17 protein-coding genes are annotated in these 14,265 nt (G+C 68.8%); 14 read left to right on the top strand and 3 right to left on the bottom strand.

Translation table 11 applies throughout. The annotated features are described in order from the left end of the window. Positions 1–2 precede the first annotated feature (2 nt). From ACQEUU_RS11210 to ACQEUU_RS11220, 3 genes are read right to left on the bottom strand one after another with little or no spacing between them, the layout of a single operon-like run. Positions 3–785, bottom strand: coding sequence for an ABC transporter permease (locus ACQEUU_RS11210; RefSeq protein ID WP_433063900.1), 783 nt, complete (start codon positions 783–785; stop codon positions 3–5). Then, on the bottom strand, positions 782–1,558 hold the full coding sequence (locus ACQEUU_RS11215) for an ABC transporter permease (protein WP_433063902.1): 777 nt from the start codon (positions 1,556–1,558) through the stop codon (positions 782–784). Before ACQEUU_RS11215 ends, ACQEUU_RS11210 begins: the two co-directional genes overlap by 4 nt. After that, the gene (locus tag ACQEUU_RS11220) at positions 1,555–2,544 is read right to left on the bottom strand and encodes an ABC transporter substrate-binding protein (protein ID WP_433063905.1); all 990 of its coding nucleotides are present in this window, start codon (positions 2,542–2,544) and stop codon (positions 1,555–1,557) included. The genes ACQEUU_RS11215 and ACQEUU_RS11220 overlap by 4 nt, the downstream gene beginning before the upstream one ends. A gap of 524 nt (positions 2,545–3,068) precedes the next feature. Here ACQEUU_RS11220 and ACQEUU_RS11225 point away from each other — a divergent pair. The 14 genes from ACQEUU_RS11225 (at position 3,069) to ACQEUU_RS11290 (ending at position 14,237) form a co-directional block, all read left to right on the top strand. Next, on the top strand, positions 3,069–5,807 hold the full coding sequence (locus tag ACQEUU_RS11225) for a nitrate- and nitrite sensing domain-containing protein (protein ID WP_433063908.1): 2,739 nt from the start codon (positions 3,069–3,071) through the stop codon (positions 5,805–5,807). Next, positions 5,804–6,226 carry a roadblock/LC7 domain-containing protein gene (locus tag ACQEUU_RS11230; protein ID WP_270156232.1) on the top strand — a complete coding sequence of 141 codons (423 nt, stop codon included), beginning with the start codon at positions 5,804–5,806 and terminating at the stop codon, positions 6,224–6,226. Before ACQEUU_RS11225 ends, ACQEUU_RS11230 begins: the two co-directional genes overlap by 4 nt. Positions 6,227–6,231: 5 nt before the next feature. Further along, positions 6,232–6,633, top strand: a complete 402-nt coding sequence (locus ACQEUU_RS11235) for a DUF742 domain-containing protein (protein ID WP_408638176.1) — start codon at positions 6,232–6,234, stop codon at positions 6,631–6,633. Continuing rightward, positions 6,587–7,201, top strand: a complete 615-nt coding sequence (locus ACQEUU_RS11240) for a GTP-binding protein (protein ID WP_408638175.1) — start codon at positions 6,587–6,589, stop codon at positions 7,199–7,201. Before ACQEUU_RS11235 ends, ACQEUU_RS11240 begins: the two co-directional genes overlap by 47 nt. Positions 7,202–7,256: 55 nt before the next feature. Further along, positions 7,257–8,813: a signal recognition particle protein gene (ffh, locus tag ACQEUU_RS11245; protein WP_433063913.1), complete on the top strand. Its 1,557-nt coding sequence runs from the start codon at positions 7,257–7,259 to the stop codon at positions 8,811–8,813. Positions 8,814–9,008: 195 nt separating this feature from the next. Further along, positions 9,009–9,452, top strand: coding sequence for a 30S ribosomal protein S16 (gene rpsP / locus ACQEUU_RS11250; protein WP_433063915.1), 444 nt, complete (start codon positions 9,009–9,011; stop codon positions 9,450–9,452). 1 nt (position 9,453) lies between these two features. Beyond that, on the top strand, positions 9,454–9,699 hold the full coding sequence (locus ACQEUU_RS11255) for an RNA-binding protein (RefSeq protein WP_379620357.1): 246 nt from the start codon (positions 9,454–9,456) through the stop codon (positions 9,697–9,699). A 72-nt stretch (positions 9,700–9,771) separates the two neighbouring features. Then, positions 9,772–10,275 carry a ribosome maturation factor RimM gene (gene rimM, locus ACQEUU_RS11260; RefSeq protein WP_433063918.1) on the top strand — a complete coding sequence of 168 codons (504 nt, stop codon included), beginning with the start codon at positions 9,772–9,774 and terminating at the stop codon, positions 10,273–10,275. Then, a complete protein-coding gene (gene trmD, locus ACQEUU_RS11265) occupies positions 10,272–11,051 on the top strand; it encodes a tRNA (guanosine(37)-N1)-methyltransferase TrmD (RefSeq protein ID WP_433063921.1) in 780 nt (259 codons plus the stop codon). The genes rimM and trmD overlap by 4 nt, the downstream gene beginning before the upstream one ends. Before the next feature lie 137 nt (positions 11,052–11,188). After that, a complete protein-coding gene (rplS, locus tag ACQEUU_RS11270) occupies positions 11,189–11,548 on the top strand; it encodes a 50S ribosomal protein L19 (RefSeq protein WP_270156226.1) in 360 nt (119 codons plus the stop codon). A gap of 140 nt (positions 11,549–11,688) precedes the next feature. Then, on the top strand, positions 11,689–12,579 hold the full coding sequence (gene lepB / locus ACQEUU_RS11275) for a signal peptidase I (RefSeq protein ID WP_433063924.1): 891 nt from the start codon (positions 11,689–11,691) through the stop codon (positions 12,577–12,579). After that, on the top strand, positions 12,576–13,166 hold the full coding sequence (gene lepB / locus ACQEUU_RS11280; RefSeq protein WP_433063926.1) for a signal peptidase I: 591 nt from the start codon (positions 12,576–12,578) through the stop codon (positions 13,164–13,166). The genes lepB (ACQEUU_RS11275) and lepB (ACQEUU_RS11280) overlap by 4 nt, the downstream gene beginning before the upstream one ends. A gap of 39 nt (positions 13,167–13,205) precedes the next feature. Continuing rightward, on the top strand, positions 13,206–13,874 hold the full coding sequence (locus ACQEUU_RS11285; protein ID WP_433063929.1) for a ribonuclease HII: 669 nt from the start codon (positions 13,206–13,208) through the stop codon (positions 13,872–13,874). 39 nt (positions 13,875–13,913) lie between these two features. Further along, entirely contained in the window at positions 13,914–14,237 is a 324-nt protein-coding gene (locus ACQEUU_RS11290) for a DUF2469 domain-containing protein (RefSeq protein WP_026215037.1), read from the top strand. Positions 14,238–14,265 lie beyond the last annotated feature (28 nt).

Below are 14,265 nucleotides of genomic sequence, written 5' to 3' on the forward strand. Positions count from 1 at the left end.
GGTCATGGTGTGCGATTGGCCTGGCGGTGCCAGATCAGGACACGCCGCTCGGCCAGCACGAACAGCGCGTTCACGAGATAGCCCAGCACGCCGAGCAGCGCGATCGCCGACCAGACGCCGGCCGCGTCGAAGCTCCGCTGGGCCACCAGCAGCTGGTAGCCGATGCCGTCGGTGCCGCCGAAGATCTCCGAGATCACCATGAGGATCAGCGCCAGTGACAGGCTCAGCCGCAGCCCGGCGAAGATCTTGGGGGACGCCGCGGGGATGACGACCACGCGCAGGTGCTGGGCCTTCGACAGCCCGAACACGGTGGCCGTGTCGGTGTAGGTGCGGTCCACGGAACGGGCGCCGTCGATGCTGTTGAGCAGCACCGGCCAGATGACGCCGAACACGATCGTGGCCAGCTGCGTCGCCAGACCCGACTGGAACAGCACCACGAACAGCGGCAGCAGCATCGGCGGCGGCACCGCCCGGCCCAGCTCGATCAGGCCGTCCACGTACCCGGAGATCTTGCGCGAGCGCCCGAGGACCACCCCGAGCGCCACCCCGATCACGGAGGCCAGGATCCAGCCGCCGAACATGCGGCCGAGACTGGGGATGATGTTCTCGAACGCGTCGTCGGTGAGGAAGAGCCGCGACGCCGGCCCCGAGAACCAGAGCTCGTACATCCGCGTGACGATCGTGCTGGGCGACGGGAAGTCGTCGTCCAGATAGACGAACCGGGTGATCAGCTCCCAGGCGACGAGCACCAGGGGGACGAACCAGAGCCTGTTGAGCACCTTCACGTCCGCGCCCCTCCCGTCCGGAGCCAGTGCCAGCGGAAGAGCCGGCGCTCGGCCAGCTGGAGCACCACGTTGGCCAGCACGCCGAAGATCCCCGCCCAGAGCGCGGCCGCCATGATCAGGTCCATCCGGTTGCCCGCGCCGGCCGCCACCGCGAACACCCCGAGGCCGTTGACGCCGCCCGCCACCAGTTCGGCGCTCACCGCCAGCACCAGCGCGATCCCGGCGGCGATCCGCACGCCGGTCGCCACGAACGGCGCGGCGCTGGGCAGGCTGACCCGGGTCAGCACGGCCAGCGAGCCGAACCCGAAGGTCCGCATCGACTCCTTGGCCAGCGGGTCGACGTCGTTCATGCCGTACAGGGTGTTGATGAGGATCGGCCACAGCGACGCGTAGACGATGACCGACACCTTCATCAGCGAGTCGTTCGGGATGAGCAGGATGGCCAGCGGGATGATCGCCACCGAGGGGATCGGCCGCATGAACTCCACCAGCGGACGGACCGCCTGCTCCAGCGGGGGCAGCGCGCCGAGCAGCACGCCCAGCGGCACCGCGACGCCGATCGCGATGAGCAGACCGAGCCCCCAGTTCCCGACCGTGATCAGCATTCCTTCCAGGAATTCCGGGTCGAGGGGGAGGAGCGCGGCTTCGTACAGGATCACCGACGGCGCGGGGAAGTCGAACGCCCGGGACACCCAGAGCCGGACGACCAGCTCGCCGATGACGAGGAAGCCCGCGACGCCGATGGCGCCGCGGGTCAGACGTGCTCTGTTCATCCCGCGGACGGGGGCGCCACGATGATCGACTTCACGTCGATGGGCTTGTCGAGGTACTTGTACTCGAGCATCAGGTCGGCGACCTTCTGCAACCGGTCGGCGTTCAGCTCACTCGGGTAGGTGCCGAGGGTGATCACCGACGCGGTCTGCGCGTCGATCTTGGTGTAGTCCGGAAGCCTGGCCTCGATCTCCTTGCGGTCGCTGGCGGCGAGCTCCTGGGCCTTGGCGATCGCGCGCTGGTAGGCGGCCAGCGTCTTCGGGTGCTTCTGCGTCCACTCCTCGGTGGCCATCCAGCCGGCGATGGGCAGGTTCTCGGTCTCGCCGGTCATCGTGTCGGCGAGCTTGCGGAAGCCGAGCTTGCTCTGCGTCGCGGTGATGAACGGCTCGGTGATCCAGCCGGCGTCGGCCTGGCCGCCCGCGATCGCGTTGCCCATGTCGGGGAACGGCTTCTCCGCGAACTTGACGTCCTCTGCAGTAAGTCCGGCGACCTTGAGCTGCGTCGTCACGGCCAGCGTGGCGATGTTATTCAGGGTGTTGACCAGGATGGTCTTGCCCTTCAGGTCCGCCACGGACTTAATCGTCGAGTCCTTCGGCACCATGATGTTGAAGTTGTTTTCAGCAGCCTGGTACATGTCCGCGACGAGCTTGATCTTCTTGCCCTTGCTGACGGCGGAGAAGGTCGAGACGTAGTTCGTCATGGAGATGTCGAGCTCGCCGCTCTCGATCATGGGGACCGCGACCGCGCCACCGGTAATGGTGACCGGCTCGACGGTGAGGCCCTCCTCCTTGAAGAAGCCCTTGGCGTTCGCGATATACAGCGATACGGAGTCCGGAATGGGGAGGGCGCCGACCTTGATCGTGGTTTTCTCCAAACCGCCGGTGTTGGCCGTCGTGTCGGCGGGCTCGCCGCCGCTGCCGCAGGCGGTAAGGCTGAGTGCGACTGCGACGCCGAGGGCAATGGCGCGACAGCGCAGGATGCGTGTCATGGGGGAGGTTCTCCTACCAGGGGGAAGCTTCTGGAGCGCGGCATTCGGATGCCGGGCGTGAAGCGTACCGGAGGCTTGATCGGAGCTGAAGACGCTATCCCTCGAATGGCCTACTTTTCTGCCTAATACGACATCTCGGTTTATGGTCGTATATATTACTTTCTGTCATCTTACGGGTCATATGTCCGGATTGAGGCGATGGTTGCGCTCCGTGAACGGAGGTTAGCGGCCCGAACAAAGCGACCCTTCGGACGACGGAAAACTCGTGAGACGTTGGCTCAACTATGAGGTTTGTGCTCAAATTGGGCACCGAACTTGCCTGCGATCACGCGTCGGCGTGAGAAAAACGCACGATCTCCCTCAACAGCAGGCTATGGCGAGAGGTTGCCACAGTGAGGACACCAACGACCGATTCCGGTCGTAGCAGGGCGAAAGACCTGCCGGGACCGCCTGTTTCGACGCTGGCGCCAGGGGAACGGCCCCTGCCCCAGCCGGGCAGCGCGTTCGCTCTGCGTAACTGGCGCGTGCGGACCCGCCTCATCGCTCTCATCGCCATCCCGACGGTCGTCGGCGTGCTCCTCGGCGCGCTGCGCGTCGGCACCTCCGTCGCCAGCGCCCAGGAGTACGCGCGGGTCGGCGAGGTGAACACGCTGATGAGCGACGTCGGCGAGCTGACCCACAACCTCGCGGTCGAGCGCGACAGAGCCGCCCGCTTCGTCGCCTCCAACCGCCGGCCGAGCGAGTCCTCGCAGCTGGAGACCCAGCACGGCATCGTCGACGCCAGCATCGAGCGCACGCTCGCCACCGCCGGGACCGTCCAGGGCTCCCTGTCGGACCTGGGCCGCAGGCGTCTGGACCTGGTCCGCATCCGGCTCTCCCAGCTCCCCGCGATGCGCGAGACGGTCAAGGCGACTCAGCTGCCTCCGCTGCCCACCGTGGAGAAGTACGGCGAGGCCATCAGCGAGCTGCTGCAGCTCTTCGACGAGCTCGGCAGCGGGGCGGCGGACGAGCAGATCATCGCGGCCGGAACGGCCATGCGCGCCGTCGCGCGGGCCGAGGAGGAGACCTCCAAGCAGCGCGCGCTGCTGGCCTCCGCGCTGCTGAAGGGCGAGTTCACCGGACCGGAGTTCAACGCCTTCGTCGACGCCCGCGCCCTGCGGGAGAGCGAGCGGGCGACCTTCCGCAGCGCCGCCACCCCGAGCCAGCGCGAGCTCTTCGACAACACGGTCACCAGCGCCGAGGTCGGCCGGGCCGAGTTCTACGCCAACCGCGCGATCTTCCTGCACAACAGCCGGACCCCGCTGCAGCGGCTGGACATCACGACCACCAAGGACGTCGACCGTTGGTTCGACTCCATCACGCAGACCGTCGACAAGATGCACGCCGTGCAGAAGACGCTGTCGCAGGAGATCGCCACCCGCGCCGCGGACCTGCAGAGTGCCGACAGGCAGGCGGCGGCGTTCAGCATCGGCCTGGTCGTCCTGCTGCTGGTGCTGGTCCTCGTGGTAACCGCGATCATGGCGCGCTCGCTCGTACGGCCGCTGCGACGCCTGCGCGGGGACGCGCTCAAGGTCGCCGGCAAGACGCTGCCCGGCCTGGTGCGGCAGTTGCGCGAGGGTGAGGCGGACCCGGAGTCGCTGCACGTGCCGCCCATCCAGATCTCCTCCAAGGACGAGATCGGGGAAGTCGCGCGGGCCTTCGACGAGGTGCACCGTGAGGCGGTGCGGCTGGCGGGCGAGGAGGCGCGGCTGCGCGCCAACGTCAACGCGATGTTCGTGAACCTGTCGCGGCGCAGCCAGACGCTGGTGGAACGGCAGATCACCCTGATCGACGGGCTGGAGCAGGGCGAGCAGGACGAGCAGCGGTTGGCCAACCTGTTCAAGCTGGACCATCTGGCCACCCGCATGCGCCGCAACTCCGAGAACCTGCTGGTCCTGGCCGGCCAGGAGCCGCCCCGGCGCTGGAGCCAGCCCGTCAAGCTCGTCGACGTGGCCCGCGCCTCGCTGTCGGAGGTCGAGAACTACGAGCGGGTCGTGCTCCAGGTCCCCGACGGCGTCTCCGTCGCCGGGCAGGCCGTCAACGACGTCATCCACCTGATTGCCGAGCTGGTCGAGAACGCGCTGTCGTTCTCCCCGCGCGAGACCAGGGTGACGGTCTCCGGCAGCCGGATCGACGGCGGCGGCGTCATGCTGTCGATCACCGACTCCGGCATCGGCATGACCGGCGAGGAACTCACCCAGGCCAACGAGCGGCTCGGCGAGTCCGCCGTCGTGGACGTGTCGGTCTCCCGCCGGATGGGCCTGTTCGTGGTCTCCCGGCTGGCGCAGCGCCACGGCATCCGCGTACAGCTGCGACCGCAGAGCGGCGGCGGGCTCACCGCGATGGTGCTGCTCCCCGAGACCCTGCTGGGCATGCAGGCGATGCCCTTCGACGGCTCGCCCGGCGCGGCCGGCGCCCTGGCCGGCATGCAGCGCTCCCGCGCCGACGTCCACGCCTCGCAGCCGCCCGCGCCGCAATGGGGCGACAACGGCTTCCAGATGAGCCCGGCGCACCCCTCGTACCCGCCGAACGCCGACCCCAGCGGCTCGTGGCCGTCCTCCGCCATGCAGTGGCCCTCCAGCGGGCTCTCCAGCGGGCCCTCCAGCGGGCCGGACTCGTGGGCGTCGGGCCCCCGGAGCGGCGGGTTCGACACCGATGACGTGTGGATCCCCTCCCGCGTCCCCGGATCGTGGGCCAACGAGCCGGCGCCGCTGCCCGAGCGCACCGCCGACCCGCTGCCCACCAGGAACCCGGGCGGCCGGGGCAGGCAGACCTACGACTTCCCCGAGACGGCGGAGTCCGGCGCCACCGGCCCCATCCCCGCGGTGAACCCCTCCTCGGGAGGCGACGACTACCTGCCGATCTTCGCCTCGGTGGAGTCGGCCTGGTTCGAGCGCGGCGGCAGCAGCGGCGCCTGGGGATCGGCCACGGCGGACGCGGGCTGGACCGCCGCGCAGGCCGCCGCCGAACCGGTACGCGACGGCGCGACGGCCTCCGGGCTGCCCAAGCGGGTGCCCAAGGCGAACCTGGTGCCCGGTTCGGCCGACACGGCCTCCGCGCCCAAGGGAGTCGCCCCGATGCCCGCGATCTCGCCGGAACGGGTGCGCAACCGGCTGGCGAGCTTCCAGAAGGGCTTCAGAGCGGCGCGTGACGATCTCAGTGAGGGCAGGGCGAGCTTCGCCTCTGACTCCAGGAACGCGGATAACAGGGAGGAGGGCGCGTGAACGACCTGAGCCAGGCGGCACGGGGGGTGGACTGGTTGATCACTGACTTCGTCAACAGTGTTCCCGGTGTCGCGCACGCGGTGGTGGTGTCGTCCGACGGGCTGCCCCTGGCCACGTCGGCAGGGTTCCCGGCGGACCGGGCCGACCAGCTGGCGGCCATCGCCTCCGGGCTGGTGAGCCTGACGCAGGGCTCGGCCCGGGTGTTCGAGGGCGGCGCGGTCAACCAGACGATCGTGGAGATGCAACGGGGGCTCATGCTGATCATGTCCATTAGCGATGGATCCTGTCTGGGAGTGCTCGCCGCCCCCGACTGCGACATGGGGTTGGTGGCGTACCAGATGACGTTGATGGTGGATCGCGCCGGCAAGGTGCTGACTCCGGCGGTGCGCGCGGAGCTGCGCGCCAGCCAGACCAGGTGATGTAGGTGACGGACCCCAGATGGAACAGCGGCGGCTGGACTCCTCAGCCGCCCCCGCCGTCGAGCAACGACCCGGCCTCCCCGGTCCGTCCCTACGCGGTGACCGGGGGGCGGACCGCGCCCAGGGTCAAGCTCGCGATGGAGGCCCTGGTGTCGTCGGCGACGGCGGAACACCGGGAGTTCTCCCACATCACTCCCGAATACAAGGCGATCAGTCACCTCTGCCGCCAGGTGCGGTCGGTCGCGGAGGTGTCGGCGTTGTTACGCATGCCGCTGGGCGTGGCTCGGGTGCTGATCGCCGACATGGCGGCGGAAGGACTGGTGCGGGTGCACCAGCCGCAGCTCGATGCCGGCCGCCCGGATGTCAACCTGCTGGAAAGGGTGCTCAGTGGACTTCGCAGGCTCTAGCCCCGGCCTCACCTCGACGAAGATCGTGGTGGCCGGAGGCTTCGGCGTGGGCAAGACGACGTTCGTCGGCGCCGTGTCGGAGATCATGCCGCTGACCACCGAGGCGGTGATGACCGACGCCTCGGCCGGGATCGACGACCTGGGCATGACCCCGCTCAAGACGACCACCACGGTGGCCATGGACTTCGGCCGCGTGTCGCTGGACCGCGACCTGATCCTCTACCTGTTCGGCACGCCGGGTCAGCACCGGTTCTGGTTCATGTGGGACGACCTGGTGCGAGGGGCCATCGGCGCGGTGGTGCTGGTCGACACGAGGAGGCTGGCCGACAGCTTCCCCGCGATCGACTACTTCGAGGAGGCCCAGCTGCCCTTCATCGTGGGCATCAACGGCTGGGACGGCCAGTACCCGCATGGCGACAACGAGGTCCGCGACGCGCTCACGCTCGCTCCGCACATCCCGCTCATCCGCCTGGACGCGCGCTCCAAGGACTCGGTCAAGGGCGCGCTGATCAACCTGGTCGAACACGCGTTGTCGGTCCGGATGGCCGTGCCAGGCTGGAACGGCTAGCGAAGCGGATAGGCTGAGAGCAGACCCACATTCGCTTCGAGGACTGGCCAACCACGTGTTCGAGACGCTTTCCGACCGGCTGACATCGGTCTTCTCCTCCCTCCGATCCAAGGGTCGGCTGTCCGACGCCGACATCGACGCGACCACCCGCGAGATCCGCATCGCGCTGCTCGAAGCCGATGTCGCGCTCCCGGTGGTCAAGGCGTTCGTCGCCCGGGTGAAGGAACGCGCTCGCGGGGCGGAGGTCTCGCAGGCGCTCAACCCGGCTCAGCAAGTCGTCAAGATCGTCAACGACGAGCTGATCGAGATCCTCGGCGGTGAGACGCGCAGGCTCCGCTACGCCAAGACGCCGCCGACCGTGATCATGCTGGCGGGCCTCCAGGGCTCCGGCAAGACCACGCTGGCGGGCAAGCTCGCCACCTGGCTGCGCGAGCAGGGTCACGTGCCGCTGCTGGTCGCCGCCGACCTCCAGCGCCCCAACGCGGTGCAGCAGCTGCAGGTGATGGGCGAGCGTGCCAAGGTCGCCGTCTACGCGCCCGAGCCGGGCAACGGGGTCGGCGACCCGGTCGACGTCGCCCGCCGCTCGGTCGAGGAGGCCAGGCGCCAGCAGCACGACATCGTCATCATCGACACCGCCGGCCGGCTCGGCATCGACCAAGAGATGATGCGCCAGGCCGCCGACATCCGCGACGCGGTCACGCCCGACGAGATCCTGTTCGTGGTCGACGCCATGATCGGCCAGGACGCCGTCACCACGGCCCAGGCGTTCATGGACGGGGTCGGCTTCGACGGCGTGGTGCTCACCAAGCTCGACGGCGACGCCCGCGGCGGCGCGGCCCTGTCGGTGCGGCACATCACCGGCCGCCCGATCATGTTCGCCTCCACCGGCGAGAAGATCGAGGACTTCGACGCCTTCCACCCCGACCGGATGGCCTCCAGGATCCTCGACATGGGTGACATCCTCACCCTGATCGAGCAGGCGCAGAAGACGTTCGACGAGGACCAGGCCGCCAAGATGGCGGGCAAGCTCACCTCGGGCGAGAACTTCACGCTCGAGGACTTCCTCGAGCAGATGATGATGGTCCAGAAGATGGGCCCCATCAAGAACCTGCTCGGCATGATGCCCGGCATGGGGCAGATGCGCGACCAGATCAACTCGATCGACGACCGCGACCTCGACCGCATCGCCGCCATCATCCGCTCGATGACCCCGGCCGAGCGCCAGGACCCGAAGATCATCAACGGTTCCCGGCGGGCCCGCATCGCGAACGGCTCCGGCACGACCGTCAGCGCCGTCAGCAACCTGATCACCCGCTTCTTCGAGGCCCAGAAGATGATGAAGCGGATGGCCGGCGGCATGGGCATCCCCGGCATGCCGGGCGGCAAGGGCAAGGGTGGCAAGGCGTCCAAGAAGGCCAAGAAGGGTCGGCGCGTGAGCGGCGACCCGCGCAAGGCCGCGCTGGGCAAGACCGCCGCGGCCGAGCAGCCGGCCGAGCCCACGAAGGGCGGCGCGCTGGGCAACCTCGGCGGTCTCGGCGGCAAGCTGCCGCCGGGCGTCGAGCTGCCCCCGGGCTTCGACCCGTCCAAGCTGCGGTTGCCGGGGCAGAAGTAATCTTCGCACCGGCGGGCGTGTGGGTCCCGGGCAGTGCCCGGTGTCTGGCACAATGACATGTTGGAACATCGTGACCAGGTGGGTGCCCTCTCATCTCCCGCCGGCCGCGCCTGTCCCTTGAGCGGTCTGCCATCGTGCCCCACTCGATGAAGGCCCGCTCGCTCGCGCTCTGTTAACGCAGGAGAGACCACACCCGTGGCAGTCAAGATCAAGCTCAAGCGGCTCGGCATGATCCGCAACGCTCAATACCGCATCGTCGTCGCCGACAGCCGCACCAAGCGTGACGGGCGGGCGATCGAGGAGATCGGCCTTTACCACCCGAAGGAAAACCCTTCGCGCATCGAGATCAACGGTGACCGCGCGGCTTACTGGCTGGGCGTCGGCGCGCAGCCGACCGAGCCGGTGCTCAAGCTGCTCAAGCTCACCGGCGACTGGCAGAAGTTCAAGGGCGAGGCCGCCCCGGCGCCGCTGAAGGTCGCCGAGCCGGCGCCCGACCGGCACGCCGTCTACGAGGCCGCCGCGAAGGAGGCCCTGGCCGGTGGCGACACCGGCACGACGACCGCCACCACGCCTAAGAAGTCCAAGAAGAAGGACGAGGCCGAGGCCGCCGCCGAGACCCCGTCCGAGGGCGAGGGCTGACGTGCTCGAGGAGGCCCTCGAGCACCTCGTGAAGGGCATCGTCGAACATCCCGACGATGTCCGGGTCCGCGCCCGCCGCATCCGCAGCGGGCGCGTTCTGGAGGTCCGGGTGCATCCTGACGACCTGGGCAAGGTCATCGGCCGCGGCGGGCGCACCGCCAAGGCTCTGCGCACGGTCGTGAACGCCCTGGCTGACGGTAAGTACGTCCGGGTCGATCTGCTCGACCTGCACGAAACGGTCCGTTAGCGCCAGGTTTCGCGCGCCCTCATCGGTCAACGCCGGTGGGGGCGCTCGTGGTTTCGGAGAGGAAAGGTCCACGTGCAGTTGGTCGTCGGCAGGATAGGCCGTCCCCACGGAGTGCGCGGTGACGTGACCGTGGAGGTGCGCACCGACGATCCCGGGCTGCGCTTCGCCGTGGGGAACACGCTCGTCACCGACCCGCCCGAGCGGGGGCCGCTGGTGATCGAAGCCAGCCGCTGGCACAAGGACGTCCTGCTGCTGTCCCTGGCCGGCGTCACCGACCGCGACAGGGCCGAGGAACTGCGCGGCACCATGCTCGTCATCGACTCCTCGCAGGTCGAGCCGTCCGACGACCCCGACGAGTTCCACGACCACCAGCTCATCGGGCTGACGGTGGAGACCGTCGGCGGCGAGACCGTCGGCGAGGTGGGCGACGTGCTCCACCACGGCCAGGACCTGCTCGTCGTGCGGCGCGGCGGCGGCCGCGAGGAGGCGCTCATCCCGTTCGTGAAGGCGCTGGTGCCGGTGGTGGACCTGGAGGGCGGCAGGCTCGTCGTCGACCCGCCGGAAGGTCTGCTGTGAGGCTCGACATCATCACGATCTTCCCCGAGTACTTCGCGCCGCTCGACGTGTCGCTGATCGGCAAGGCGCGCCGGCGCGGCACCCTCGACGTCCGCGTCCACCAGCTCCGCGACTGGGCCCGCGACGTGCACAAGACCGTCGACGACACCCCGTACGGCGGCGGCCCCGGCATGGTGATGAAGCCGGAGGTGTGGGGCGAGGCCATCGACGACGTGATCGGCGACGGCGCGCCCCGGATGATCGTCCCGACGCCGAGCGGCCGGCCGTTCACCCAGGAGCTCGCCCAGGAGCTGGCGCGGGAGCAGTGGCTGCTGTTCGCGTGCGGCCGCTACGAGGGCATCGACTCCCGGGTGATGACCGAGTACGGCTCGCGGCTGCGCGTCGACGAGGTGAGCATCGGCGACTACGTGCTGGCCGGGGGCGAGGTGGCGGTGCTGGTGATGACGGAGGCCGTCGGGCGGCTGCTGCCCGGCGTGCTGGGCAACGCGTTCTCCGCCGTCGACGACTCCTTCGCGCCGGGAAGCATGCGCAACCTGCTCGAAGGCCCGGTCTACACCAAGCCGCCCGTCTGGCGCGGGCACGAGGTGCCGGAGATCCTGCTGTCCGGCCATCACGGCAAGGTCGCCAGGTGGCGTCGTGACGAGGCGCTGCGCCGTACCGTCGCCACGAGGCCCGAGCTGGTGGCGGCGATCGACCCCGAGACACTCGACAAGGGCGACAGGCGGATCCTCGACGAGCTGGCGTTTCGCGTCCCTCCGGAAGATGTGGCAAACTGAAGCGTCGCCAACTGTCATGCGGTTGGTCCAGCATGCCCGGGAAGCTTCCCGGGTTCACCGAATCAGCAGGCGCGTCCGCCATGAGCCCAGGCCGGGTGGACCTCCGCGTGCTCGCGAGACTTGAGGAAGCATCTCTCATGCACACGAAGATCCAGGAGCTCGAGAAGGACAACCTGCGCAGCGACGTCCCGGGCTTCCGCCCCGGTGACACGCTCGAGGTCCACGTACGCGTCGTCGAGGGCAACCGGTCCCGCGTCCAGGTCTTCAAGGGGTTCGTGCTGCGCCGTCAGGGCAGCGGCGCCCGCGAGACCTTCACCGTCCGCAAGGTCAGCTACGGCGTCGGCGTCGAGCGCACCTTCCCGGTGCACAGCCCGGTGATCGAGAAGATCGTCGTCGCCACCCGTGGCGACGTGCGCCGCGCCAAGCTCTACTACATGCGCGAGCTGCGCGGCAAGGCGGCCCGCATCCGCGAGAAGCGCGAGACGCCCAGCAAGTGAGCGCGGCGTCCGGACGGCCTGCCCTGCGGGGCGGGCCGTCCCGCCTTTGCGGGGGCCTTTCCTTTATGTGGAGCGACTCGTGCCCGGTGTAACGTCGGTCCAGGCTTGTCGAGCCGGCGCATCATCTAGGCTCATCACCGATGACTAGCGAGAGCCAGGAGCACGGCGCGGCGCGCCGCCCTGTCGAGGACGAGGTGGACGTGGTCGCCGAAGAGACTCACAAACCGGCCAAAGGCGGGGAGCCGGACAAAGACCCGAAGGACGGCAAGAGCGAGAAGAAGGGCTCCTTCTGGAAGGAGCTTCCCGTCCTGGTGGTGGTGGCTCTCGCGCTGGCTCTGATCATCAAGACCTTCGTCGTCCAGGCGTTCTACATCCCGTCGGAGTCGATGGAGAACACCCTCCTCACGAACGACCGGGTCCTCGTCAACAAGCTGGTCTACCACACCCGCGACATCGAGCGCGGCGACGTGGTGGTCTTCTCCGGCGTCAACTCCTGGGACGGCGAGTTCCAGATGGAGGAGCCGAGCAACCCGGTCGAGGGCTTCTTCCGGTGGGTCGGCACCGCGTTCGGCATCGTCCCCGGCGAGAAGGACTACATCAAGCGCGTCATCGGCGTCGGCGGCGACCACGTCGAGTGCTGCGACAAACAGGACCGCATCACCGTCAACGGGGTGCCGCTCGACGAGAGCTCCTATCTCTACCCGGGTAACCTGCCCTCCCGCGAGAAGTTCGAGACCGACGTGCCGCCCGGCCACCTGTGGGTGATGGGCGACCACCGGCAGGTCTCCATGGACTCGCGCTCCCACACCGGCGACCCCGGCGGCGGGGCCATCCCCGAGAGCCAGGTCATCGGCCGGGCGTTCGTCATCGTCTGGCCGTTCTCCCGGGCCGCCACCATCCCCATCCCCGAAACGTTCGCGCAGCCCGCGCTCCAGGCGCTCGGCGGGGCGACCCCGCTCGTCGCCGGATTCGTGCTGGCTGCCCCCCTGGTCCTGGTCCGCCGGCGCGTGCTGCGCAGCAAGCGTCGATGACCGTGACCGAGAAGGCGGAGTCCTTGGAGAAGAAGAAAAAGGGCGGCTTCCGGGAGACCGTCCTCCTGCTGATCACGGGCATCGGCATCGCCCTGCTGCTGCAGGCCTTCGTGGTCGGGTCGTTCTACATCCCCTCGGAGTCGATGGAGAACACCCTCAAGATCAACGACCGGGTGTTCGTCAACAAGCTCGCGGGGCCGCCCGAGCGCGGCGACATCGTGGTGTTCAAGGGCTGGAACGGCGAGGACACCATCAAGCGGGTGATCGGCGTCGGCGGCGACCAGGTCAAGTGCTGCGACTCCAAACGGCGCATCACCATCAACGGCAAGCCCCTCGACGAGTCGTCCTACCTCTACCCGGAGGACTTCCCCTCGGGCGACAAGTTCGACGTCAAGGTGCCCCCGGGCAAGCTCTGGATGATGGGCGACCACCGCAGCGCCTCCGCCGACTCGCGCAGCCACACGGAAGGGCCGGGTGGCGGGTTCATCTCGGTCGACGACGTCATCGGCACGGCCGTGGTGCGCTATTGGCCGCTCGGACGCGGCACGATCTTCACCAAACCCGACAGCTTCGCACAAGTCGAGTAGTCGCGGTTTGCGCCGGATGGGGCGTACGCTTCCAGTGTCATGACAGTAGCGTTCCGCCCTCGACCGAGCGTGGTCCGGCGTGATTCCGGGCTCTACGCCTATGAGCGGGCGCTGGCCCGCCGCGGCCTCACGCCCATCGCCGGAGTGGACGAGGCCGGTCGCGGCGCGTGCGCCGGCCCGCTGGTCGTCGCCGCCGTCATCCTGCGCAAGCCGGTCGAGGGGCTGGGCGACTCCAAGCTGCTCACGCCCGCCGTGCGTGAGCGGCTGCACGACCAGATCCTCGCCACCGCGCACGTCGGCGTCGTCGTCATCCCGCCGGAGACGATCGACGCCAGGGGGCTGCACAAGTGCAACGTGGCGGGAATGCGGCGGGCGGTCGCGCGGTTGTCCTGTGATCCGGGATATATCCTCACCGACGGATTCCCGGTGCCGGGCCTGCCGGCGCCGTCGCTGGCGGTCTGGAAGGGGGACCAGGTGGCCGCCTGCATGGCGGCCGCGTCGATCGTGGCGAAGGTGACGAGGGACCGGCTGATGGCCGCGCTCGACGTGACCTATCCGCAGTACGGCTTCGCCGAGCACAAGGGGTACGTCACACCACAGCATCGCCTCGCACTCGAGACGCACGGCCCGTGCCCGCATCACCGTTACTCCTTCGTCACGGTGGCCAGGGGGATGGGCAAGAATGAAATGGGGGCCGGGGTTGCCTGATCAGGCACGCCGGGGGACCGGTACGACAGGAGGACCGCGATGAGCGCAGAGGATCTCGAAAAGTACGAGACCGAGATGGAGCTGCAGCTTTACCGCGAATACCGCGATGTCGTCGGCTTGTTCACCTACGTGGTGGAAACGGAGCGGCGGTTCTACCTGACCAACTCGGTCGACCTGGACGTCCGCACGGCGGAGAACGGCGACGTGTTCTTCGACGTGAAGATGCAGGACGCGTGGGTGTGGGACATGTACCGTCCCGCGCGGTTCGTCAAGAACGTCCGTGTGGTGACGTTCAAGGACGTTAACGTCGAGGAGCTCGCCAAGGCCGACCTGGAGATGCCCAAGGAGGGCTTCTCGGGCTGACGCCGTGACCAGCTGACAAAAGGGGCGC

It is taken from the genome of Nonomuraea sp. CA-218870, assembly GCF_050936535.1.
In the GTDB taxonomy this organism is placed as follows: domain Bacteria; phylum Actinomycetota; class Actinomycetes; order Streptosporangiales; family Streptosporangiaceae; genus Nonomuraea; species Nonomuraea corallina.